Source organism: Accumulibacter sp. (assembly GCF_029255145.1).
Classification (GTDB): Bacteria; Pseudomonadota; Gammaproteobacteria; order Burkholderiales; family Rhodocyclaceae; genus Accumulibacter.
On record NZ_JAPUVQ010000077.1, the window covers coordinates 1 to 21,179 of the forward strand.

The 21,179-nt window shown below is 65.5% G+C and carries 19 protein-coding genes and 1 pseudogene; 6 read left to right on the forward strand and 14 right to left on the reverse strand.

The window, feature by feature from the left end; genetic code table 11:
• A partial coding sequence (locus tag Q1L50_RS07865) for a calcium-binding protein (RefSeq protein ID WP_300337326.1) occupies window positions 1–1,576 on the forward strand: 1,576 nt, incomplete at its 5' end.
• 331 nt (window positions 1,577–1,907) lie between these two features.
• Here Q1L50_RS07865 and Q1L50_RS07870 read toward each other — a convergent pair.
• From Q1L50_RS07870 to Q1L50_RS07915, 10 genes are all read right to left on the reverse strand, one after another.
• On the reverse strand, window positions 1,908–2,711 hold the full coding sequence (locus tag Q1L50_RS07870) for an SDR family NAD(P)-dependent oxidoreductase (RefSeq protein WP_300337328.1): 804 nt from the start codon (window positions 2,709–2,711) through the stop codon (window positions 1,908–1,910).
• Window positions 2,712–2,713: 2 nt separating this feature from the next.
• Window positions 2,714–4,264, reverse strand: a complete 1,551-nt coding sequence (locus Q1L50_RS07875) for an AMP-binding protein (RefSeq protein ID WP_300337330.1) — start codon at window positions 4,262–4,264, stop codon at window positions 2,714–2,716.
• Between the two features lie 88 nt (window positions 4,265–4,352).
• Entirely contained in the window at window positions 4,353–5,288 is a 936-nt protein-coding gene (locus tag Q1L50_RS07880; protein ID WP_300337332.1) for an alpha/beta hydrolase, read from the reverse strand.
• 474 nt (window positions 5,289–5,762) lie between these two features.
• On the reverse strand, window positions 5,763–6,374 hold the full coding sequence (locus Q1L50_RS07885) for a cytochrome b/b6 domain-containing protein (RefSeq protein ID WP_300337334.1): 612 nt from the start codon (window positions 6,372–6,374) through the stop codon (window positions 5,763–5,765).
• 45 nt (window positions 6,375–6,419) lie between these two features.
• Window positions 6,420–6,749: a PepSY domain-containing protein gene (locus tag Q1L50_RS07890; RefSeq protein WP_300337336.1), complete on the reverse strand. Its 330-nt coding sequence runs from the start codon at window positions 6,747–6,749 to the stop codon at window positions 6,420–6,422.
• A 310-nt stretch (window positions 6,750–7,059) separates the two neighbouring features.
• On the reverse strand, window positions 7,060–8,388 hold the full coding sequence (locus Q1L50_RS07895) for a TolC family outer membrane protein (RefSeq protein WP_300337338.1): 1,329 nt from the start codon (window positions 8,386–8,388) through the stop codon (window positions 7,060–7,062).
• Window positions 8,389–8,390: 2 nt separating this feature from the next.
• Entirely contained in the window at window positions 8,391–9,779 is a 1,389-nt protein-coding gene (locus Q1L50_RS07900; RefSeq protein ID WP_300337340.1) for an HlyD family type I secretion periplasmic adaptor subunit, read from the reverse strand.
• 16 nt (window positions 9,780–9,795) lie between these two features.
• Window positions 9,796–11,571 (reverse strand): type I secretion system permease/ATPase, encoded by a 1,776-nt coding sequence (locus Q1L50_RS07905; protein WP_300337341.1) that lies wholly within the window; start codon window positions 11,569–11,571, stop codon window positions 9,796–9,798.
• Window positions 11,572–11,854: 283 nt separating this feature from the next.
• Entirely contained in the window at window positions 11,855–12,163 is a 309-nt protein-coding gene (locus Q1L50_RS07910) for a chaperone modulator CbpM (RefSeq protein ID WP_300337343.1), read from the reverse strand.
• A gap of 3 nt (window positions 12,164–12,166) precedes the next feature.
• A complete protein-coding gene (locus tag Q1L50_RS07915; protein WP_300337345.1) occupies window positions 12,167–13,120 on the reverse strand; it encodes a DnaJ C-terminal domain-containing protein in 954 nt (317 codons plus the stop codon).
• Between the two features lie 155 nt (window positions 13,121–13,275).
• Between Q1L50_RS07915 and Q1L50_RS07920 the strand changes: the two genes are divergently transcribed.
• The gene (locus Q1L50_RS07920; RefSeq protein ID WP_300337347.1) at window positions 13,276–13,710 is read left to right on the forward strand and encodes an Hsp20/alpha crystallin family protein; all 435 of its coding nucleotides are present in this window, start codon (window positions 13,276–13,278) and stop codon (window positions 13,708–13,710) included.
• A gap of 12 nt (window positions 13,711–13,722) precedes the next feature.
• Window positions 13,723–14,097, forward strand: coding sequence for an Hsp20/alpha crystallin family protein (locus Q1L50_RS07925; RefSeq protein ID WP_300337349.1), 375 nt, complete (start codon window positions 13,723–13,725; stop codon window positions 14,095–14,097).
• A 136-nt stretch (window positions 14,098–14,233) separates the two neighbouring features.
• Here Q1L50_RS07925 and Q1L50_RS07930 read toward each other — a convergent pair whose 3' ends face one another.
• On the reverse strand, window positions 14,234–14,818 hold the full coding sequence (locus Q1L50_RS07930) for a TlpA disulfide reductase family protein (protein ID WP_300337351.1): 585 nt from the start codon (window positions 14,816–14,818) through the stop codon (window positions 14,234–14,236).
• 30 nt (window positions 14,819–14,848) lie between these two features.
• Entirely contained in the window at window positions 14,849–16,216 is a 1,368-nt protein-coding gene (locus Q1L50_RS07935) for a cbb3-type cytochrome c oxidase subunit I (protein WP_300337352.1), read from the reverse strand.
• A 243-nt stretch (window positions 16,217–16,459) separates the two neighbouring features.
• Here Q1L50_RS07935 and Q1L50_RS07940 point away from each other — a divergent pair, with 243 nt between their 5' ends.
• From Q1L50_RS07940 to dacB, 3 genes are all read left to right on the forward strand, one after another.
• Complete coding sequence (locus Q1L50_RS07940) at window positions 16,460–17,152, forward strand: Crp/Fnr family transcriptional regulator (protein WP_300337355.1); 693 nt, start codon at window positions 16,460–16,462, stop codon at window positions 17,150–17,152.
• 42 nt (window positions 17,153–17,194) lie between these two features.
• Window positions 17,195–18,673, forward strand: a complete 1,479-nt coding sequence (locus tag Q1L50_RS07945; RefSeq protein ID WP_300337353.1) for a CYTH and CHAD domain-containing protein — start codon at window positions 17,195–17,197, stop codon at window positions 18,671–18,673.
• A gap of 109 nt (window positions 18,674–18,782) precedes the next feature.
• Entirely contained in the window at window positions 18,783–20,207 is a 1,425-nt protein-coding gene (gene dacB, locus Q1L50_RS07950) for a D-alanyl-D-alanine carboxypeptidase/D-alanyl-D-alanine-endopeptidase (protein ID WP_300337354.1), read from the forward strand.
• 73 nt (window positions 20,208–20,280) lie between these two features.
• Here dacB and Q1L50_RS07955 read toward each other — a convergent pair whose 3' ends face one another.
• A complete protein-coding gene (locus Q1L50_RS07955) occupies window positions 20,281–20,469 on the reverse strand; it encodes an EAL domain-containing protein (RefSeq protein WP_300337356.1) in 189 nt (62 codons plus the stop codon).
• Between the two features lie 508 nt (window positions 20,470–20,977).
• A pseudogene (locus Q1L50_RS07960) lies at window positions 20,978–21,179 on the reverse strand (integrase core domain-containing protein); the annotation flags it as partial.

The window sequence follows — 21,179 nt, forward strand, 5'->3', positions numbered from 1 at the left end:
ATCGGACACCGCCGACTACGCTGATTCCGCCAGCTTCGTGAACGTCTCCTTGTTGACCGGGTTTGCCAGCGGTGGCGCCGGCAACCATGCGACTGGCGACACCTTCTCGTCGATCGAGAACCTCGCCGGATCGGATTTCAACGATCTCCTCAGCGGCGACAATTCTGCCAACGTGCTCCAGGGCCGGGGCGGTGCCGATTTCCTCAACGGCCGCGGCGGCAACGATACCGCCAGCTATGCAGGCTCCAATGCCGGGGTGAATGTCAGCTTGTCGACCGGGTACGCCGCCGGCGGCCATGCCACAGGGGATACCTTCTCGTCGATCGAGAACCTCGGCGGCTCGGCCTTTGGCGACATCCTCGGCGGTGATGCCGGCGCCAACGTGCTGACCGGCGGCGACAGCGACGATGTGCTGCGCGGTGGCGGCGGTTCCGACAGTCTGCTTGGCGGGTCCGGATCGGACACCGCCGACTATTCCGATTCCGCCAGCTTCGTGAACGTCTCCCTGCTGACCGGATTGGCCAGCGGTGGCGCCGGCAACCATGCGACTGGCGACACCTTCTCGTCGATCGAGAACCTCGGCGGCTCGGCCTTGGGCGACATCCTCAGTGGTGACGCCGGCGCCAACGTGCTGACCGGCGGCGACGGCGACGACGTGCTGCGCGGAGGCGGCGGTTCCGACAGCCTGCTTGGCGGGTCCGATTCGGACACCGCCGACTATTCCGATTCTGTCAGCTTCGTGAACGTCTCCCTGCTGACCGGGTTTGCCAGCGGTGGCGCCGGCAACCATGCGACTGGCGATACCTTCTCGGCGATCGAAAACCTCGCCGGATCGAGCTTCAACGATCTGCTCAACGGCGACAATTCTGCCAACGTGCTCCGGGGCCGGGGTGGCGCCGATTTCCTGAACGGCCGCGGCGGCAGCGATACCGCCGACTATTCGGAATCCGCCAGCTTCGTGAACGTCTCCCTGCTGACCGGGTTGGCCAGCGGTGGCGCCGGCAACCATGCGACTGGCGACACGTTCTCGTCGGTCGAGAACCTCACCGGTTCGAATTTCAACGACCTTCTGAATGGTGACAATTCTGCCAACGTGCTCCAGGGCCGTGGTGGCGGCGACTTCCTCAACGGCCACGGCGGCAGCGATACCGCCAGTTATGCAGGCTCCAATGCCGGGGTGAATGTCAGCTTGTCGACCGGTTACGCCGCCGGCGGCCATGCCACGGGAGATACCTTCTCATCGATCGAGAACCTCACCGGCTCTGCCTACGGCGATACGCTGAACGGAAACAATGGCGCCAACGTTCTGTCGGGTCTGGGGGGCAATGACCTCTTGCGCGGTCGTGGGGGCGTCGACGCATTCGTCTTCCTCGCCGATTTCGGCCTCGACACGGTGACCGACTTCGCCGATGGCCTGGAACTCCTGGACTTCTCCGGCAACACCCAGGTCAATGCGATTGGCGACCTGAGCATTTCGGCGTCTGGAGCCGATGCGCTGGTCGCCGACAGCTTCGGCAACCAGATCACGATCATCGGTCAGGCGGGGCATATCGACGCCAGCGACTTCTTCTTCTAAATACTGCCGCCCACCCCCGTCTAGCTTGACGAATTGCTGGAGCAACGCGACACCTGAAGCCGTCTATCGAACCGCCATCGGCGGCGGCGCGTTGATCCTCGACAAGTTCGTGCTGGCGCACTGAAGACTGGCATCGCGTCCTGAAGAGCGGTTGCCGCGTCGAAGCCTTGGCGCTTACCTCGGCCGTGCCACCCCGCCCCACGGGACAGCCAATCATGTGGCAGGGCTATGCCCAGCTTCAGAGACTGTGCGAGGTGCCTCAACAAGCGAAACTCGTGGTAGTCGAAAATGTGGGGCAAGGGCATGGTCAGCCCACTTCGCCCCGAAAACCTCAGGCGAAGCGTGCCGACAGCCCGCCATCGACCAGCAGCTCGGTGGCGGTGATGTATTTGGCCTCGTCGGAAGCCAGGAACAGCGTTGCGTAGGCGGTATCCCAGGCGTCGCCCATGTGGCCCATCGGGCACTGCGCGTCGCGGGTGCGGATCAGGTTGGCGATGTCGCCTTCCTCGCCATAGACGCGGGTCAGAGCGGCATGCACCAGCGGCGTGTTCATCAGCCCCGGCAGAACGCAGTTGGCGCGGATGCCGTCGGCCGCGTGCCGGATCGCCATGGTCCGCGTCATCGCCACCATCGCCCCCTTGCTGGCCGCGTAGAAGCCATAGTTGACCCCCGCCCAGCCGCGCACCGCAACCGATGCGTTATTGACGATCGCCCCGGCGTGCTGGCGGATCATCACCGGCAGGACGTGGTGGCAGGTCAGGTAGGCGCTCTTGATGTTCACCGCCATCAGCCGGTCCCAGGTCGCCTCGTCGAGTTCGGCCGGACCGCCGACGATGGCGATGCCGACGTTGTTGACCAGGATGTCGATCCTCCCGTAGGCGTCGAGCGCCGCTGCGACCAGGCGCTCGACTTCGGCAGCGAGGGTCATGTCGGCGACCACCGCGATGCCGCTGCCGCCCTCGTCGGTGATGATCTGCTGCGTCGCCGCGGCTGCCTCGGCGTCGATGTCGGCGCCGACCACCTTCGCCCCCTGGCGCGCGAAGAGCACCGAAATCGCCTTGCCGTTGCCCCAGCCCGGCCCGACCGAGCCACTACCGGTGACGATCGCCACCTTGTCGTGCAGACGTCCACCCATCTTCACTTCTCCCCTTGCAGATGCCAGTGGCGGCGCAACTCGGTCTTGAGCACCTTGCCATAGTTGTTCCTGGGCAACGCCGCAACAAAGACATAGTCTTTCGGGCGCTTGAAACGAGCGATCGAATCCAGGCACAATCGATCGAGTTCCTCGGTTGGCGCCAGCAGACCCGGCCGGCAGACGACGAAGGCGACGACCTCCTCGCCCCACTCGGCGCTCGGCCTGCCGACCACCGAGACCTCGGCGACAGCCGCGTGCCGCAGCAAGACCTCCTCGACCTCACGCGGGTAGATGTTGGCGCCACCGCTGATGATCACGTCCTTGGAGCGGTCCTTGAGCGTCAGGAAACCGTCGCCATCGAGAACGCCGACGTCGCCAGTGTGCAGCCAGCCGTTGCGCAAGGCCGCCGCGCTCGCTTCGGGGTCGCGCCAATACCCCTGCATCACCGTTTCGCCGCGCACCAGCACCTCGCCGGCGCTGCCGGCGGGCAGCGGCCGGCCGTCCTCGTCGGCGACCACCACCTCGACCACGCTGTGCGCGACGCCAACCGACGCGATGCGCTCGCGGTAGCGCGGATGCGCACGATCGGCGAGGTGCTGGCGTGACAGCGCGGTGATCGTCATCGGGCTCTCGCCCTGGCCGTAGATCTGCACCAGACGATCCCCGAGCACGGCGAGCGCGCACCGAATGTCCTCGAGATACATCGGGCCGCCACCATAGACGATGGTCTTGATGCCGCTGCAGTCGGCGCGGCACGCAGCGACGTGCTCGACCAGACGGTGGACCATCGTCGGCGCGGCGAACAGCGAGAGCTGCCCGAAGTGCCGCGACAGGGCCAGGATCTCGGCGACGTCGAAAGCGCCCGACGCTGGAACGATGTGGCGCGCGCCAACCAGCACGTGCGCGAAGTTGTACATGCCGGCGCCGTGCGACATCGGCGCCGCGTAGAGGATGCTGTCGCTGCCCGTGGCCTGGTCGACGTCGACAAAATAACAGAGCGTCATCGCCAGCAGATTGCGCTGCGACAGCATCACCCCCTTCGGTCGGCCGGTGGTCCCTGAGGTGTAGAACAGCCAGGCCAGATCGTCGGGTGCGCGCGCGACCACGTCGATCGGATCGCCGCTGGTCATTTGCCGATACGCCGGTCCATCGACCGAGACGATCCGCAAGCCCGGTGCGCTGTCGGTCCACGTCCGCGCGGTCTGGCCGGGGTCGCCGGCAACGAACAGCAGCGACGCCGCCGAATGCGCGACAATGAAAGCCACCTCGCGCGGGTGCAGCTTGTTGTTGATCGGCACCGCGACCAGTCCCGCGTGCCAGATGCCGTAGAGCAGTTCGAGGTACTGCGGGCAGTTGGCCATGAACAGCGCCACCCGGTCACCGGGCTGCAGACCCTTGCCAACGCCACCGCCGCCACCGCGCAGCTTGCCGGCGATCGCCGCGCTGCGGCGGAACAACTCACCGTACGAGTACAGCTCTTGCTCGCCAAGCGCCACCGCCGGCCGCTCCGGGAAGACCCGGGCGCTACGCGCGAGCAGCTGCGCGAGGTTCATCGCGTGCCGGACCGGCGGACCACACCAATGCCCCCGCGGCCTGCCGGGAAGGCCATGCGCAACTCCGGGAGCCCGGCAGGATCAGCGCTCACCCTGGATCGGCGAGCAGGAAGTCCTGGACGACGCGTACCTGCGACTCCTCAAGGAACATCGGCGCGTGCCCGACCGCGGGGATTTCAACGAGGTTCGCCCTCGGGCCGCGGCCGGTCATCTCGACGGCGGTGTCGTGCAGCAGGATGTCCGATTGCGCGCCGCGCAGGACCATCGTCGGACAGCGGATGGCGTCGTACATCGGCCACAGACTGATTTCCTTGGCTTCGAGGAAAGCCTTCTGGTAGGGCAGCGCGATCGCCCGGTCGTAGTTCATCTCGAAGCCGCCAGAGGCTTTCGGGCGGGTGCCAACGACGGTCATGAAACGCCATTGCGCGTCGGTCAGCGCACCGAAAGGCGCACAAACCGTACGCACGTAGGCTTCGGCCTCACCGAGGTCGGCGAAATCCGGCGCCTTGCCGAGGTATTCACCGATCCTTTGCAGCGCCTCCAGGGCGATCAACGGCCCGACGTCGTTGAGCACCATACGGCTGATCGGCGAACCCGGCAGGCTCGAAAGGAACATGCCGATCAGGCCACCCATCGAAGTCCCCAGCCAGTGCACCGACTCAACGCCCAGCCGGGCGATCAGCGTGATGATGTCGTTGGCGTAAGTCGGCAGGGCGTAGTCGTCCGGGAAGAACAGGCGATCGCTGCAGCCGCGGCCGACGATATCCGGACAGATCACCCGGTAATCGCTGGCCAGCGCATTGGCCAGGACGTCGAAATCGCGGCCATTGCGGGTCAGTCCGTGCACGCAGACCAGCACGCGCGGATTCGCCGGATCGCCCCATTCGGTATACGCCATCCGGTGCAGGCCATGCGGACCGAGACAGCGCACGCTGTTCGCGCGCATCTCGTTCAGACGCGGCCCGCCCGACTGGCCGGGCCGCGAACTCACCACCAGTTCGTCGAACTGCTTGAGTATTGCCATGATTGAACCCCGATATCGTTCTTCAGTAGGTGAATCGAAAGAAATCCGGGGCAAACGAGCGCCGAGCGAGCCTTCGAAACCCACTCCAGGACCAGCAGGCTGGCCTGGGTCACCGGCTTCTCGGCACGCTGCCAAGCCTGCAGGAACGAGATATGGGTGCCAGCTCTGAGCCGCGCACCCGTGGTGACCCCCTGCCGGCTCCCGCAACGACTCGTGCTTGCCCCCTTGCCATCAGCGATCGTCGCGATACCGCCAGGACGCACTGCCCCAAGGCCAGGCGCGATCCGCTCCGATCAGCTGCAGTCCGTTCACCCGGCGCGCTTCGCTGCCGGGCGCGCCGCGGCCAAGCGTGAAGCGGCGCGTCGACGGTATCTGAGGAAGTATCAGCGCAAGCGGCAAGTCAAGTCAATCGTCGCTCGCCAGCAGCCACCGGGAAGCGGTCAAACCGCTGCTGGCGAGCGGCGGCACGACCTGTCAGGCGCGCTTGCGGCCGGTGATCATCGCCCGGACCAGGTTCTCGCGGTGCAGGACGCTTTCCCAGACGACGCCGAGCAGGTGTGCGCCAACCAGCAGCAGCGTCGCGTTGGTCGCCATTTCGTGCGCCTCCGCGATGCCGTCGATGGTCGCGCTGCTGGTCTCGGCCAGCAGCCCGGCCAGCGGCCCGAGACCCTTGTCGGCGCCGTACAGCATCAGCCCGGTGACGATCGTCGCGGTCAGGCTGAGCAGCAAGACGACGATCATCGCGCCACCTGCCGGGTTGTGTCCGAGGTGGCGCGGCGCGGTCAGCGTCAGCACCCGCTTGAGATAAGCGAGCGTCGCGCCCGGGCGGTACACGAAGTCGCTGAAGCGGGCATGACGCGGACCGATGAAGCCCCACCATAGACGAAACAGCACCAGTCCGGCAACGGCGTAGCCGGCCCAGACGTGCATGCCCTGCAGCAGTTCGCCGGGCAGGCGCTCATGGAGGCCCTCGAAGACCTCGCCTTCGGAAAAGTACGCGGTACAGAAAGCGCCGAGCAGGATCCAGTGGAACAGCCGGACGAAGGGATCCCAGACCTTGATCTGGGTCGAATCGATAGCGCGCATGGCCGGGTCTCGGGTCGGTGAATCGGCTGGTGGTGGACGGCCTGCCTACTTGCCTTCCTCGGAGACCAGAGCGCCGGTCTTGATTTCGTAGTGCAGCTCCCATTTCTTGCCATCGGCACCGCTGATCTTCACTTCCCAGGTCTTGATACCCTTCTTGGTGTCCTGGTAGGCCTTGCTGACTTCACCGGGGTGCGCCTTCAGAGCCATCTCGATCGCCTGCTCCTTGCTGATTTCGCCGGCAGGCGCAGCCGCGGCGGCGGTCACCGGAACGGCGGCCGCGGCTGGGCTCTTGCTGTCTGCGGCGACGACAGGACCGGCGAAGGAGGTGGCGATCAGCAGCAGCGCGGCAACGGAAAAGGTGGTTTGCTTGTTCATGTCAATGATCTCTCGTGAAGGATTGCAGAAAAGGATGTTCCGGTAGTCCGGCCTTCGGGGCTGGCCAGTCCGCTGGCCCGAACCGCAGGCACGAGAGCTACTGTAGGGGAACATCCTTAAGGCAATCTTAGCCCGAGCCTTTCGCGACAGCGGGGACGCATCGCCTTGCCGCCTGGTGTGCAGCGCGTTGCCGCAACCAGGCCCGATTCAAGGAGCAACTGAAGAGAGTTGCCACTGCGGTGCCGACGGATTGTGCCGACGGCTTCCCGTCTGCGCGCGGAGACAGCGGCAGCCAGCCGACCGCCAACGATCAGTACTGCGCCACGAGCAACGCTTCGATCTCGGCGACATCCTTTTCCGACAGCACTCCGGCAACGGCTTTCAGCTGCAGGGTGCTGACCAGGAACTCGTATCGCGCCTGCGCCAGGTCACGCCTGGCGACGAACATCTGACGTTCGGCGTCGAGAACGTCGGTATTGGTCCGGATGCCCGCCGCCAGGCCGCGCTGGTTCCCTTTGACGGCCACCACGCTGGCCTCGACGGCCTTGTGATACGCGGCGACCTTGCTGACGCCTGTCTGGACGGCGAGAAACTGGCGTTCGACCTCGGTCAGCACCTCGTTGACCGCGACATCCAGCTCGGCCAGCGTGCGCCCGCGGTTGGCGACCGCCTGCCCGGTCAGGGCATCGACCCGGCCACCGGCAAATAGCGGCACGTTGAGCTGTACGCCAACGGTGGTGATCGCGCTCCGCTGGTTGAGCGTCGACAGCGTCTCGTTCTCGGCTCGCAGCGCACGCGCCACAAGATCCAGCTGCGGCAGATGCCCGGCACGATTCCGATCCACCTCCAGGCTCGCCAGTTCCAGCACCTTTCGCCGCGCACGGATCTCCGGATTGTTCTCGCGGGCCAGAGAGAGCCATTCTTCGAGAACACCGGGCTCGACGCCAGTCGGGATGAAGTCCGGCCGCAGGATCCACAGGTCTCGCATCGGCTTGCCGGTGATTCCTTCGAGTACACGCGTCGTGACCGCGACGCGATCGAGTGCCTCCGCGCGGCCAGCGCGGGCAAACTGCAGCCGCGACTCGGCCTCGGCAATCTCGGTCAGCGTGCCCTCGCCACCCTTCAGCCGACGCTGCGCGAGTTCGCGCTGCGCGCCGTAGGCGGCGATCTCGGCTTCGGTCAGCGCCAACCGCTCGAGAGCCAGCAGCGTGTCGAAATAGGCGCTTGACAGCTTGGCGGCCAGTTCAGCCTCTTTCCGGTCGAACACCGCATCGCTGTAGGCAGCCTGAACACCGCCCTGCTGGTAGCGCACGTAGCTCTCGTAGTTAAACAGCGGCTGCCGCAGGATGATCGCCGCCTGCTTGTCGTAATAGTCGAGCGACTGCGTCACGTTGACCAGCGTCGACTCGCGCTCACCGGTATTCTTGGCATACGAGCCGGTGATCGAGATGTTCGGCAGCAAGCCGGCACGACCGATGGCCACCGCATACTGGCCGGCGTCACGTTCATAACGCGCCGCTCTGAAGGCGGGGTCGTTCTGCCGGGCCGAACGATACGCGTCGAGCAGACCCGCGGCGACCGCCGCCGCCGAAAAAAGCGCCAGCGCGCAACCGGCCACGGTCGCCTGCCAATGCCGCATGCTCACTCCTCGGTCAATGCCGAATTGAAGCGATCGAGCAAGGGCTTGAACAGATAGTTCAACATCGTCCGCTCGCCGGTCTTGATGAATACTTCGGCAGGCATCCCGGCCTTGATCTCGTGCATCTTCAGCTTCTTCATGCCGGCCTCGGTGACCACCACCTGGCCCCGGTAGAAAGGCGGCACGCGGCCCTGGGGGTCGGTCGTGGCGTCGGCCGCGACCTGCACGAACTCGCCGGGAATCTGCGGCGTGGTCTTCTGGTTGAATGCCGGAAAGGTGATTTCAACCGGCAGACCCGGCCTGACCTTGTCGATCAGGGTGGTGGCAATCTGGACATCGATGCGCAGTGGTTCGTTCTTCGGCACCACGTCCATCAGCGGCGTACCCTGGGCCAGCACGCCGCCAATGGTGTGCACGGTCAAACCGACGACGATCCCTTCGGACGGGGCACGGACATCGGTATTGGCGAGTTCAAAGGCGAGTCCCTTGATCCGGCTGTCGAGACTGCTGGTTTCTTTCTGAACTTCCGCCAGCGCGTTCTCGACTTCCTTGTGATAGTCCTGCTCGCGCGCGACGATGCGCATCCTGATCTCGCCGATGCTCTGCTGCGCGCGCCCGAGATTGCCGAGGTCCTCGGAAATGGCGCCACCGAGTTGCGCCAGCAGTCGTTCCTGCTCGGACAGACGATTGCGTGGCAGATAGCCCTCGGCTGCCAGTTCGCGCAGTCCCTTGAGTTCTTCCTGCAGCAGCTTCGACTGTTCTTCCTTGGCGCGACGGGTCGCCTCCAGACCCTTGACGTAGGACTGCAGGCCGGCCAGCGTATTCCTCAGGGCGCCGAGTTCCGCCTGCAAACCGGCCTGGCGCGACCGCAGGAGCTGCGTCTGGACGGCCATCGCGCTGGCCGCCCGCGGGTCGTCCTGCTGCTTCAACAACTCTTCTGGAAAGACGATTTCCGACTGCCCCTGGACGTCGGCCAGCAGACGCGCCTCGGCCGCTTTGGCGACCAGCCATTGACTGTACGCCACTTCGTACTGCGAGCGCGCGGTCGTCGGATCGAGCCGCACCAGGACATCGCCGCTGCTGACTTCGTCGCCATCCTTGACCAGGATCGCCTGGACCAGCCCGGGGCTGAGGTTCTGTACGGTCTTGCGATTGCCGGTCACAACCACCTGCCCACTGCTCGGCACCCCCTGGTCAAGCGGTGCCATGCCGGCCCAGAGCATGAAACCGCCGAAACCGACGAGCAGCACCAGCCAGCCGAGGCGTGACGCCCGGGCATGATTGATGTCCAGGGGTGCCCCGGCCTGGCCCGGCGGTTCGGTGGCAAGCTCGGTGAGGTCGGTGACCGCACCGTCGACGGTGGTCTTGCGGTCAAAGATGTTGGTGGCCATCGTCCTGCCTCGCCAGTCAGGCGCTGACGGCCGGCGCCGCCGGGAGCGCATCGGCGGACGCGACCGTCGGCGCGGGCCTGCCGGCAGTCGGCGCCCGGCCGGTCGCCGCCGCATTGCCCGATCGCATCGCCTCGAGCATCTGGTCGCGTGGACCGTGCGCCTTCACGGTTCCCTCGTGCAGCACCAGAATGCTGTCGGCGACGGCCAGCGTGGTCATCCGGTGGGTGACGATCACCACCGTCCGCTTTCGCGCCTTCAGCCGCCGGATGGTCTCGGCCAGCGCCGCCTCGCCCTGATCGTCAAGGTTCGAGTTGGGCTCGTCGAGAACGATCAGCGCCGGGTCGCCGTAGAGCGCGCGCGCCAGGGCGATGCGTTGCTTCTGTCCACCCGAGAGGGCGCTGCCGGCGTCGCCGAGTGGCGTGTCGTAGCCGTCCGGGAGGAGCAGAATCAGCTCATGGACGCCCGCTGCCTGCGCTGCGGCCAGCACCAGGTCGGCATCGACCGTGCCAAAACGGGCGATGTTCTCGGCCACCGTTCCGTCGAACAACTCGATGTCCTGTGGCAGGTAGCCCAGATACGGACCGAGTTCGTCCTTGTTCCACTTGAAGATCTCGGCGCCATCGAGGCGCACGGAACCGGCCAGAGCGGGCCAGACGCCAACCAGCAAACGCGCCAGGGTGGACTTGCCGGACGCGCTGGGGCCGATGATCGCCACCACCTCCCCGGCCGTGAGCTTGAAATTCACGTTTCTGAGAATCAGCAGCTTGCTTCCCGGCGCGGCGGTCGCGGCGTTCTCGACCAGCACTTCGCCAAGCGGTCGCGGCAAGGGCATGCCGGCGACCCGCGCCGGATAGATGCGCAACAATTCCGCCAGCCGCTGGTAGGCGGCGCGCGCTGAAACCAGCTGTCTCCAGTTGCCGATCAGCGCCTCGACCGGGGCCAGCGCCCGCCCGACCAGAATCGATCCGGCGATCATCATGCCGGCGGTAATCTGGCCGTCGATGGTCAGCAGCGCGCCGTAGCCCAAGGCCAGCGACTGCATCGAGATCCGCGCGAAGCGGGTGACGGCGTTGAGCAGGCCGGCGCGGTCACTGGCCAGCGTCTGCTGCACCAGGAACTTCCGGTGCAATGCAAACCAGCGACCGCGGATCGCTGGCAGCATCCCCATCGCCTCGATCACTTCGGCATTGCGCAGATGACTATTGGCTTGCGCATTGGCCGCCATGGCCAATTTCTGCGCCTCGCCCAGCGGCGCCGCCGAGAGGCGTTCGTTGACCACCGCCAGCGTCACCAGCACCAGCACCCCGATCAGCGCGAAGACGCCAAGGTGCAGGTGCATCATGAAGATCACCAGCAAGTAGATCGGCATCCACGGCGCATCGGTGAGCGCGACCAGACCGGCGCCGGTCAGTGTCTGCCGCATCGACGCCAGATCATGCAGCGCCTGGGCCGGGTTCTGGCCGGCCTGGCGCAGATTGCGTTCAAAGGTGGCGTCGAAGATCCGCGAATTGATGTCAAGATCGAGGCGAGCGCCGACCCGCACCAGAACCATCGATCGGATCCACTCGAGCAATGACATCAACGCCAGCAGCCCGAGCGCGATCAGCGTCAACATCAGCAGCGTCGTCGTATTGCGGCTGCCCAGCGCCCGATCGTAGATCTGCAGCATGTAGATGGCAGGCGTCAGCATCAGCAGGTTGGTGAAAAAACTGAACGCGCCGACGGTCATGAAAGCCCGCCGGAACGACAGAAGCGCCGCTTCAAGCTCGGAGCGCTGCGAGTGCTTGGTCATCCACGCTGTCCCTCAGAAGCGCTGTCGTCCCGCCTGGAACAAGAACGCGCGATTGCTGCCCGGCCTGGCGACTTCGCCAAGCTGCCCGCGCACTTGCCAGGTCATGGCGGGCGAATCGTCAGGCTGGCGATAATGACATAAGCCGTGCCAATCAGCCAGCCCGACGAAGGCCAAAATCCGGCGACTCGGATTCCCGCCACCACGGTTCCGGAACACCCGCTGTTCACCGTTCTCCGAGTCCGCCGGCGGATGCAAGGGTCCAGGGCGGCGCCCACGCCGTAGCTCAGTTCGGATCGACGCGCCCGACACGCCCGCGCAGTTCGTCGAGTTCCTCGAGCAGGTCGGCGACCAGCGCCGCCAGTTCTGGCACGGCATCGAAATCCCTCTCCAGCTGGCGCATCCGCCGTGCGCGAACGATGCTGGTGCTGGCGAAACACCACACCCCGGCGACGCTCTCGGCACGCGGAATCAGCCCCTCGTCGAGATGGCGCCGCAGCCAGACGGGCTCGACCGTGCACGCCGCGGCAAGCTGTTCGAGCGTCAGCCAGCTGTCTTCGATCGGGCTGCCGGTCAGGATATCCTCGTCGCGCATGGCTCATTTCCTCCCCTGCGGACGCGGGTCGAAGGCCAGTTCCCGCGCCATGGTTTCATAGAGTTCCCGCGCCCTGGCGGTGACCGCTGGCGGCAGCACGACCTGGATGTCGAGCAGCAGATCGCCCGGCGAAGTGCCCGGAATCCCCTTGCCACGAACCCGCATCTGGCGTCCGCTCTGCGTCCCTTCGGGGATCCGCACCTTGACGCCGCCTTGCGGCAGCTCCACCTCCACCACCGCGCCGAGCGCCGCCTCCCAGGGGGCGACCGGCAAGGTCAGGTGCAGGTCGCGCCCGTTCGCGCGAAAGCGCGAGTGTGGCCGGAACTGGACCTCCAGCATCAGGTCTCCGGCCGGCGCGCCGCCGAAACCGGGTGTTCCCTGGCCCGCCAGGCGAATGATCTGGCCGGCGTGCACACCCTGCGGAATCCTGACGTTCAAGGTGCGTGTTTCCAGCGATACGCGACCCTGCGCGTCGGTCCTCGGCGCACGCAAGGAGATCTGCCGGGTCGCGCCGCTGAAGGCATCCTCGATGTCCAGCAGCACCTTGGCGTGATGATCGTCACCGCGCGCCTGGAACGACGCGCGCTGCCCGGGAGCGAAGCCACGTGCGCCACCCATGCGGCCAAACACCTCGGCGAAGAAATCCGAGAAGTCGGCGGTTTCACCCGGCGAAGCGCCGCGGCCCGAAAACTCGAAACCGGCATCCCAGTCGGGCGGCGGACGAAACTCCTGACCAGGCCGGTAGCCGCGTCCCAACTGATCGTAGGCGGCGCGCTTTTCCGGGTCGGAGAGCACCGCGTTCGCCTCGTTGACCTCCTTCATGTGCGCTTCCGCGTCCGCTTCCTTGGAAACGTCCGGGTGATACTTGCGCGCCAGCTTCCGGTAAGCCTTCTTGATTTCGTCGGCGGTCGCGTCGCGCGCGACCCCCAGCGTCTGGTAGTAGTCCTTGAATTCCATGATCCATCCTCGATCAGCCGCGCTGTTCGGCTAACGATAGCAAATGGTGGGCACCATGGGCGAAATCAAGCTATTGAAGTCATCAAAAAGACCCCCAGCTAGGTGGCGAAGCGCCAATCCCGGCGCCCCTGAGCCAAGCGCATGGAGGATTCAACATGATGTACCGCTCTCTCTTTCCCCGTGACGTGCTAGCGGAACTCGATCGGCTGCAACGCGAAACGCAGCAGGGTTTTCACCTGTCGCCGAGCATTCGCGGGATAGCCCGCGGCGGCTTCCCGGCGATGAACGTCGGCGGCACCGCCGGTTCCGTCGAAGTCTACGCCTTCGCACCGGGAATCGACCCTGCGACCCTGGATGTACAAATCGAGAAGGGTGTGCTCACCGTCGCCGGCGAGCGCAAGCTCGACCCACCCGGCGAGAAAGCGACCGTGCATATCGACGAGCGTTTCGCCGGCCGTTTCCGCCGCGTCGTCACCCTGCCCGACGACATCGACGTGACCGCTGTCGAAGCGAAATACCGCGACGGCGTGCTGCGAATCAGCATCGCCCGCAAGCAGGACGCCCTGCCACGCCGCATCACCATTCAGTGAGGAGAATCGAAAATGTCCGAAAACAACCCGGTCACAAAACGGGACAACCGTGACGACGCGGCTCTGCTGCCGCCGGTCGACGTCATCGAGGATGCTTCGGGAATCACCCTGTACGCCGACCTGGCTGGCGTACCGAAGGACAAGTTGCATCTGCACGTCGAAGGCGACGCACTGACCATCGAAGGCGAGATCGATCTGGAAACGCCTGAAGGCATGCAGGACAGCCACATTGAAGTCGGCCTGGCGCGCTACCGGCGGGTGTTCACCCTCTCCAAGGAACTCGACGCGAGCAAGGTCGGCGCCGAGTTCACGCAAGGGGTGCTGAAACTCTCGATCCCCAAGGCGGAGCATGCGCAACCCCGCAAGGTGCAGGTCAAGGTCCTGTAAGCGGGCGGCGGTGCGCCGCCGTCCACGCCCGGCCCAGGCAGGACTTCGCGGACCTTCCTGACGCGGCCGGGCTCTCGACGATTCCCGCCGGCGGCCAACAGACGATTCTGCGCAGAGCCTCGTCCCTGCTGTCTGCCTACCTGGCGATCAATCGCCGCAGGATGGGCTCCAGCTTTGCCTCGTCAAGGCGCCCCAGCCGGCTGCTCTCGAAACGACCATCGCGACCGATGATCACCGTATAGGGCAAGGCCTTGACCTGCAGGCCAGGCGTCTGACTGGCGGCGTCACCGGCGACCAGCAGCGGATACGAAACCGGCGTCACCTTCACGAAGCGGCGCATCTTCTCGGCGTCGTCGATGCCGATGCCGACAAACTGTACGCCCTGCCCCGCATGGCGGCTTTGCAGGCTCGCGAAGGCCGGCATTTCTTCGACGCAGGGCTTGCACCAGCTAGCCCAGTAATTGATCACCAGGATCTTGCCCCGCCACTGCGCGATGGCCTGCGGACGCCCATCGAGATCGTCCAGAGTCAGCGCCATGATTGCCTCGACCTCGGCCTGCGCCTGCTCGGGAGTCAATTGCGGCGCCGAGAGCAAGCCGGGCGGCATCCCGGCATCCGGCGCGCTGGCCTGGCCTGCCAGCCGGTAGCCAAGCAGGCCGATGGTGGCGATGGTCAGCACACCGGCTACCACCGCCAGGCGCAACGCGTGCGCCTGCTTCATGACCTGCGTTCCTGCTTCAGCACGGGCTGTTCACCGTGCGCGGCGGCGCCACGCCATCGCCTTCAGGCAGACCAGCACGAACATCAGGCCGCCGATGACCGCGATCAGGCCACCGAGGCCCATCATCCCCATGCCGACCTTCTGCGGCAGGGTGGTCAGCATCTGGTCTGCGCCGGCGACCTTGCGCTGCACGCCGTAGCCACCCGACCACGCCAGACCGAGGACATGAATCAGTTGCCCGCCGCCATAGACGTAGGGTTGCCAGATTGCGATGCGGCCCTCGGGACGGCCGAAGCCGAGCGGCGGCAGCAGGGCGTAGGCCAGGCCCATGAAGGCCAGCGTCACACCCACCGTCGATCCGTGATAGTGCGCCGGGATGACGACGTTGACCCCGTGAATCAGGTAGCCGAGGACGCCGCCGAGCGCAAACAGGACGAAGGAAGCGACAAAGGCGGACTTGGCAGGCGCAGCCGGCACCGTCCGCACGCCCCACAGAGACAGCGCGCCGAGCAGAATCAACGGTCCCATGTAGGGATGGCCCCACTCCATCAGTTTGGCAAACAGCTCGACGTGCGGCAGCGAACCGACCGGCAGCACCAGATAGATCGCCGGCACCGCCAGCAGTGGCACGGCGGCGACCAGGAACAGCACCGACGCCGCACGCGGCGACACGGCTGACGGACGACCCAGGTGCCCGGCAATCCACAGCCAGGCGACGACCATCAATAGCGCATGCTGGAACTGCAGGGTATGGCCGCCGCCCCAGAACAAGACCTCGTAGTAGATCGTGCCGTCTACCTCGGGGACCATCGACCACGACCAGAAGAAGGCGGCCAGAGCCAGAAAGGCGGCCACCGCTCCCAGAAAGGCGCCGAGACGCAGCGGCTCGCCGAGCAAGCGTGCCGGCCAGGTGGTGATCAGCGCGCGCAACACCGCCAGACTCATGCCGACGCCGAAGATCCACAGCGAAGCGAAGAACAAGGGCTGTTTCAATACCGGGATGTAGTTGTTGAGCACCGGCTCGGCACCGGGGAAAAATGGCGAGACGGTCATCAGCATGGTCCCCAGCGCGGCCAGGACGAAACCGCTCCAGCCCAGCCAGGCCAGACCGCCGCCGCCGACCGAGCACCAGATCACGGCGGCAAAAGCCATGAACCAGACGGCCACCGACAGATCGACGTGCACCACCAGCGCCGCGCGGAACAGGTCCTTGAGCGGAAAGACATCCTGAATACCGGGGGTCCGCGACAATACCAACAGCACGGCCAGCAAACCGGAACCGATCAGTGCCATCACGCCCAGCCACAGCCAGGCGCGCGCCAGGCTGGTCGGCGTCCCCGATGAAATTGCCGGCACCACCGACGCTGGCGAAGAAACGGTCGCTGCTTGCAAATTCACACCTGCCTCGCGCAAGAAAAAATCGTGCGAGTATACGGCCTGACGCCTCGATATGCCAAACAGCGCCTGCCGGAGGCGATCACCGAAAAACCCGGCGCGGCAAAGCCGTCTGTCATCGATCCTCACCTCCGCCGGCAAGCCGGCAACGCGGCGCTGCCAGCATCCTGCAACGAGCTTGCCCCGGGCGAATACAAATGCGAATATTGGCCTCCTGCTTCTGGCCAACCCTTTCGGAAACCGCCCATGCACCTGGCTCAACACGGCCTTAACATCGAAGCGCTGCTGGCGCACGTGCCGCTGTTCAACGAGCTGGAAAAAGAAGAAATCGCACGTCTTGCCCGTGGCACACGCGAAATTAACGCCACCCGTGGCGACATCCTGTTCCACAAGGGAGACACCCCGACCGGCTTCTACCTGATCGTCTACGGCCAGGTGAAACTGGCTTTCACCTCGCCGCAAGGCGGCGAAAAAGTCGTGGACATTCTCCCGCAGGGTCAAACCTTCGGCGAGGCCGTGATGTTCACGGACAAGCCATTCATGGTCTACGCACAGGCGCTCGCCGACTCGCTGGTGCTGCACATTTCCAAGACGGCGATCATCGAGGAACTCGACAGCGACCCCAGGCTTGGCCGCAAGATGATTGCCGGGCTGTCAATGCGCTTGCACCAGCTGATGAACGATGTCGAGTCGTACTCCCTGCATTCAGGTCGCCGGCGGATCATCGGCTATCTGCTTCGCGACCACGTCGATGAGCACACGTCCTCGATCATCGTCACGCTGCCGACCAACAAAGGCGTCATTGCTTCGCGCCTCAACCTGACGCAAGAGCACTTTTCACGGATCCTGCATGAGCTGTCCGAAAAAGGCTTGATCGTCGTTGAAGGCCGAAAAATCCACATCGCGGATGTTGATGCACTGCGCGCCTACGATCTCTGAACGCTGCTGCACCTAAAATAACTTCACGAGGAGACACCCATAATGGCACTGGAAACCGAGATCAAGCTGAGCATCCCGGCTGGCGCCGCGCGCCGCCTGGCCACCCACCCGCTGCTGGCCAGCAGCAAGCCGTTGCGGGCAAAACTGGTCAATACCTACTATGACACCCCCGACCGGAAACTTCAGGCGAAGCGGATTGCCGTCCGCTACCGCCTCAAAGGTGAGGACTGGCTGCTGACCGTAAAGAGCGACGCGCCGGCCCCGGGCGGCCTCGCCCAGCGCAACGAATGGGAAGTCCCCGGCCAACCGGGCGAGTTCGACTTCAGCCACGTCGACAGTCCCAAACTGCGCCGCTTTCTCGAAGCGGCAACGCCGGAACTGGTACCGGTGTTCAGCACCGACTTCACGCGTGCCGCCTGGATCCTGACGCCGCAGGAAGGCACGCGCATCGAGGTCGCTCTCGACCGCGGAAAGATCGAGGCGGCGGGGCGTCAGGAAGTGATCTGCGAAGTTGAACTGGAACTTCTCGAAGGAAGCGTACCGGATCTCTTCGCGGTGGCGCTGGCCCTGCAAAACGACTTGCCGCTGCATCCGGAAAGCGCGAGCAAGGCCGAACGCGGCTACCGGCTGGCGGACGATACGCCGCTGGCCGCGGCCAGGGCCGCGAACGTGTCGCTGCAGTTGGGCATGTCGACCATCGACGTCTTCCGCAGCACCGCCTTCTCCTGCCTGGCACAACTGCAGGCCAACGAGCGCGGTGCGCGCGGCAGCAGCGCGCCCGAGTTCGTCCATCAGGCACGGGTGGCCATGCGCCGCCTGCGTTCGGCAATCCGGCTCTGGAGACCGCTGCTGCCGGAGGACTACATCAGCAACTTCGACCCGCGCTGGCGCACGCTGGCCAACCAGCTTGGCGACACCCGCAACTGGGATGTCTTCATCACCGAGATCCTGCCGCCGATCAGCAAGGCCTTCCCGGACCACGGAGAAATCCAGCAGATTGCGAAGCAGGCCGAGATCAGGCTGGCCGGCTGCCGCAAGAGCGCGCAGGCGGCGATGGGATCAACCAGCTACTCGCAGTTGCTGCTCGAATTCACCGCCGCCACGCTGAGCCTGCCCGAACGGAAGAAGCCGAAGCTGGCCGTTTTCGCCCCCCGCTCGTTGAAAAAACGCGCGAAACGGGTCGCCGAGCTGGCGGCACTGACCAAGGATTCGCACCCGGAGGCGCGTCATGACCTGCGCGTCGCCCTGAAGCGGCTGCGCTACGCGCTCGAGTTCCTGGCCCCACTGTTCCCGGCACGCGGCATGCAGCGCTACCTGCAGAGCGCGACCGGCCTGCTCGACCTGCTTGGCCGGATGAATGACCTCACCGTTGCCGGCCTGCTGGTCGACGAGGCCCTGCCCGGCCACGACAGCGATCTGGTCCGCGCCTGGCTGGCAGGACGCAACGACCTCTTGCTCGGGCAACTTGACGGCCTGCTGGTCGAATTCCTCAGTCACCCGGCCCCCTGGGAGCAAGGCTGACGAAGAAAGGCTTGACCGGCGAGAGTGCGGTCGGTGGCGTCGACCGACGCGCTCTCCCGGGAATTCCTGCACGAGAAAGGCACTCCCCTGCCGGCGGCCAGAACCACCGATGACCCGGTCGCCACGACTTCTCGACTTCGCGCGACGCTCGGTCCTGGCCCTGCTGCCACTGTTTCTCGCCTGCGTGCAGGCGGTCGGCGCGGCCGACCTGCCGAGCGCGGTCAGCAACGCACTGCAGCAGGCCAACATCCCGGTCCGATCGATCGCTATCGTCGTTCAGGCGGTAGACGGCGGCCCGCCCCTGCTCAGCCACAACGCCCGCCAAGCGATGAACCCCGCTTCGGCGATGAAGCTGGTGACGACTTACGCCGCGCTGGAGATGCTCGGACCGGCGCATACCTGGCGCACCGAAATACTCGCCGACGCCGGCCCGACCAACGGTCGGATCAACGGCAACGTCTATCTGCGCGGCGGCGGCGACCCCAAGCTCACTCTCGAACAGTTCTGGCTGTTGCTACGGCAGCTGCGTACGCATGGAGTAAGCGAAATCAGTGGCGACCTGGTGCTCGATCGCAGTGCCTTTGCCTTGTCGCCACACGATCCCGGCGAGTTCGACAATGAACCGCTACGGCCCTATAACGCCGGCCCCGACGCGCTGCTGGTGAACTTCAAGAGCTTGCGTCTGCTCCTGCAGGCGGACCCGTCTGGAAAAGCCGTCAAGGTGATCGCCGAAACCCCCAGCGACGGTTTGCGCATCGACAATCGACTTGTCGTGGGGCGTGACGCCTGTGGCGACTGGCGTGAGCAGGTGAAACCGGCCGTCAACGGCCTGACCATCGAACTCAGCGGCACATTTCCGGCCGCGTGCGGCGAGCGGGCGCTGAATCTGGCGCCGTGGACAGCCGATGTGCAGGTCGAAGCGCTGTTTCGTGCGCTCTGGCGGGAGCTCGGTGGCAGCTTCAGCGGCCGCGTTCGCGAAGGCCGCACGCCGGCCGGCGCACGACCACTGGCGCTGCAGGAGTCGCCAGCACTCGCCGAGATCGTTCGCGACATCAACAAGTACAGCAACAACGTGATGGCCCGCCAGCTCTTCCTGAGCCTCGACAGCGAACGCCCGGCGACCACCGATGGCGCCCGCCGACAGGTTGCCGCCTGGCTCCAGGCCAGCGGTCTGCAGCTACCGGAACTGGTGCTCGACAACGGTTCCGGCCTGTCGCGCAAGGCGCGTATTTCGGCCGCCGGGCTGGCGCAGCTGCTGAGCGCCGCCTGGCAAAGCCCGCTGATGCCCGAACTGATCGCCTCGCTGCCCGTCGCCGGGGTGGACGGCACACTGCGCAAGCGTTTGACGAATGGTCCGACGGCTGGACGCGCGCACCTGAAAACCGGCTATCTCGAAGGCGTGCGGGCAATCGCCGGCTATCTGCTGGACAACAGCGGCAAGCGCTGGATCGTCGTCGGAATGATCAACGACGCCAATGCCAGACTCGGCAAGCCCGCACTAGACGCCCTGCTGCTGTGGGTGGCGAATCGCTGAGTGGCTGCTGGCCCGCGTCTCGGGCCAGCCCACTCGCCTCTCCCGCACCGACCCCCACGGTCACTGCGATCCGTCAGACCAGATGGCGGTTAAGCACCAGAGCCTCGAACCCGGCTGCGGGCAGCGCCTTGGCGAACAGGTAGCCCTGCCCTGCATCGCCGCCCTTATCGCGCAGGAATGCCAGCTGCGCCGCGCTCTCGATGCCTTCGGCGACGGTCTGCAAGCCAAGGCCGTGCGCCAGGCCGATGATCGCCGCAACGATTGCTTCGGCATCGGGTCATGCCGAAGTGATGAGGCTCTACCCCGAAACCATAGCGAATAGCGAATAGCGGCTGACCCGTTCAATGAGGTGGGCAGCAGACAGCCACACCGATGACCGGCGACGAGTGACACCGGGCAGCAAGCCGTCGTCGTCGGTCTACCGGCGGCATCCGGGCCAGCGATTACCGGCGAGATGCTGACCGGACAACGGCCCGACCGCTACTCGGCCACTCGCAGGCAGCCGGGTGGCCGCAGCGCGTGCGTGCGGTAGTGGGTGAATAGCCGGTGCAGCCTCATGCTCTGCGCATGGGCGGTGTGATTTCGGCTATAGTGGTCCCCATAGTCAAGACAAATATCAACTCAGTTTAAGTTGTGCAGTTGATTTCGCTAGCAGCTGAACGGCGCTGCGCCGGTGTTGCCTTTGACTCTGCTTTTGATGCTGTCGTTGACTTTGCCTCTGCGGGTGGGGAATCGCCTGTGGAGCGTAGCGGAACAGGCGATTCCCCACCCGCGCCGCCAAACTTGTCGAGGATCAATGCCCCGCCACCTATGCCGTTTCGATAGACGGCTGCGGGTGCCGTGTTGTCCAGCGACTGGTGCGGACGCTCAGCGTTGTAGAAGGCAAAATACTCGGCCAGGCCAACCATCAGTTCGCCCATCGTGGCATAGCCCTTCAGATACACGTCCTCGTACTTGACGCTGCGCCAGAGG

Excerpts from the sequence above, each read along its gene's own strand:
- Q1L50_RS07870 (WP_300337328.1), bottom strand. The coding sequence starts at position 2,711 with ATGGGTGGACGTCTGCACGACAAGGTGGCGATCGTCACCGGTAGTGGC.
- Q1L50_RS07875 (WP_300337330.1), bottom strand. The coding sequence starts at position 4,264 with ATGAACCTCGCGCAGCTGCTCGCGCGTAGCGCCCGGGTCTTCCCGGAG.
- Q1L50_RS07880 (WP_300337332.1), bottom strand. The coding sequence starts at position 5,288 with ATGGCAATACTCAAGCAGTTCGACGAACTGGTGGTGAGTTCGCGGCCC.
- Q1L50_RS07885 (WP_300337334.1), bottom strand. The coding sequence starts at position 6,374 with ATGCGCGCTATCGATTCGACCCAGATCAAGGTCTGGGATCCCTTCGTC.
- Q1L50_RS07890 (WP_300337336.1), bottom strand. The coding sequence starts at position 6,749 with ATGAACAAGCAAACCACCTTTTCCGTTGCCGCGCTGCTGCTGATCGCC.
- Q1L50_RS07895 (WP_300337338.1), bottom strand. The coding sequence starts at position 8,388 with ATGCGGCATTGGCAGGCGACCGTGGCCGGTTGCGCGCTGGCGCTTTTT.
- Q1L50_RS07900 (WP_300337340.1), bottom strand. The coding sequence starts at position 9,779 with ATGGCCACCAACATCTTTGACCGCAAGACCACCGTCGACGGTGCGGTC.
- Q1L50_RS07905 (WP_300337341.1), bottom strand. The coding sequence starts at position 11,571 with ATGACCAAGCACTCGCAGCGCTCCGAGCTTGAAGCGGCGCTTCTGTCG.
- Q1L50_RS07910 (WP_300337343.1), bottom strand. The coding sequence starts at position 12,163 with ATGCGCGACGAGGATATCCTGACCGGCAGCCCGATCGAAGACAGCTGG.
- Q1L50_RS07915 (WP_300337345.1), bottom strand. The coding sequence starts at position 13,120 with ATGGAATTCAAGGACTACTACCAGACGCTGGGGGTCGCGCGCGACGCG.
- Q1L50_RS07920 (WP_300337347.1), top strand. The coding sequence starts at position 13,276 with ATGATGTACCGCTCTCTCTTTCCCCGTGACGTGCTAGCGGAACTCGAT.
- Q1L50_RS07925 (WP_300337349.1), top strand. The coding sequence starts at position 13,723 with ATGTCCGAAAACAACCCGGTCACAAAACGGGACAACCGTGACGACGCG.
- Q1L50_RS07930 (WP_300337351.1), bottom strand. The coding sequence starts at position 14,818 with ATGAAGCAGGCGCACGCGTTGCGCCTGGCGGTGGTAGCCGGTGTGCTG.
- Q1L50_RS07940 (WP_300337355.1), top strand. The coding sequence starts at position 16,460 with ATGCACCTGGCTCAACACGGCCTTAACATCGAAGCGCTGCTGGCGCAC.
- Q1L50_RS07945 (WP_300337353.1), top strand. The coding sequence starts at position 17,195 with ATGGCACTGGAAACCGAGATCAAGCTGAGCATCCCGGCTGGCGCCGCG.
- dacB (WP_300337354.1), top strand. The coding sequence starts at position 18,783 with ATGACCCGGTCGCCACGACTTCTCGACTTCGCGCGACGCTCGGTCCTG.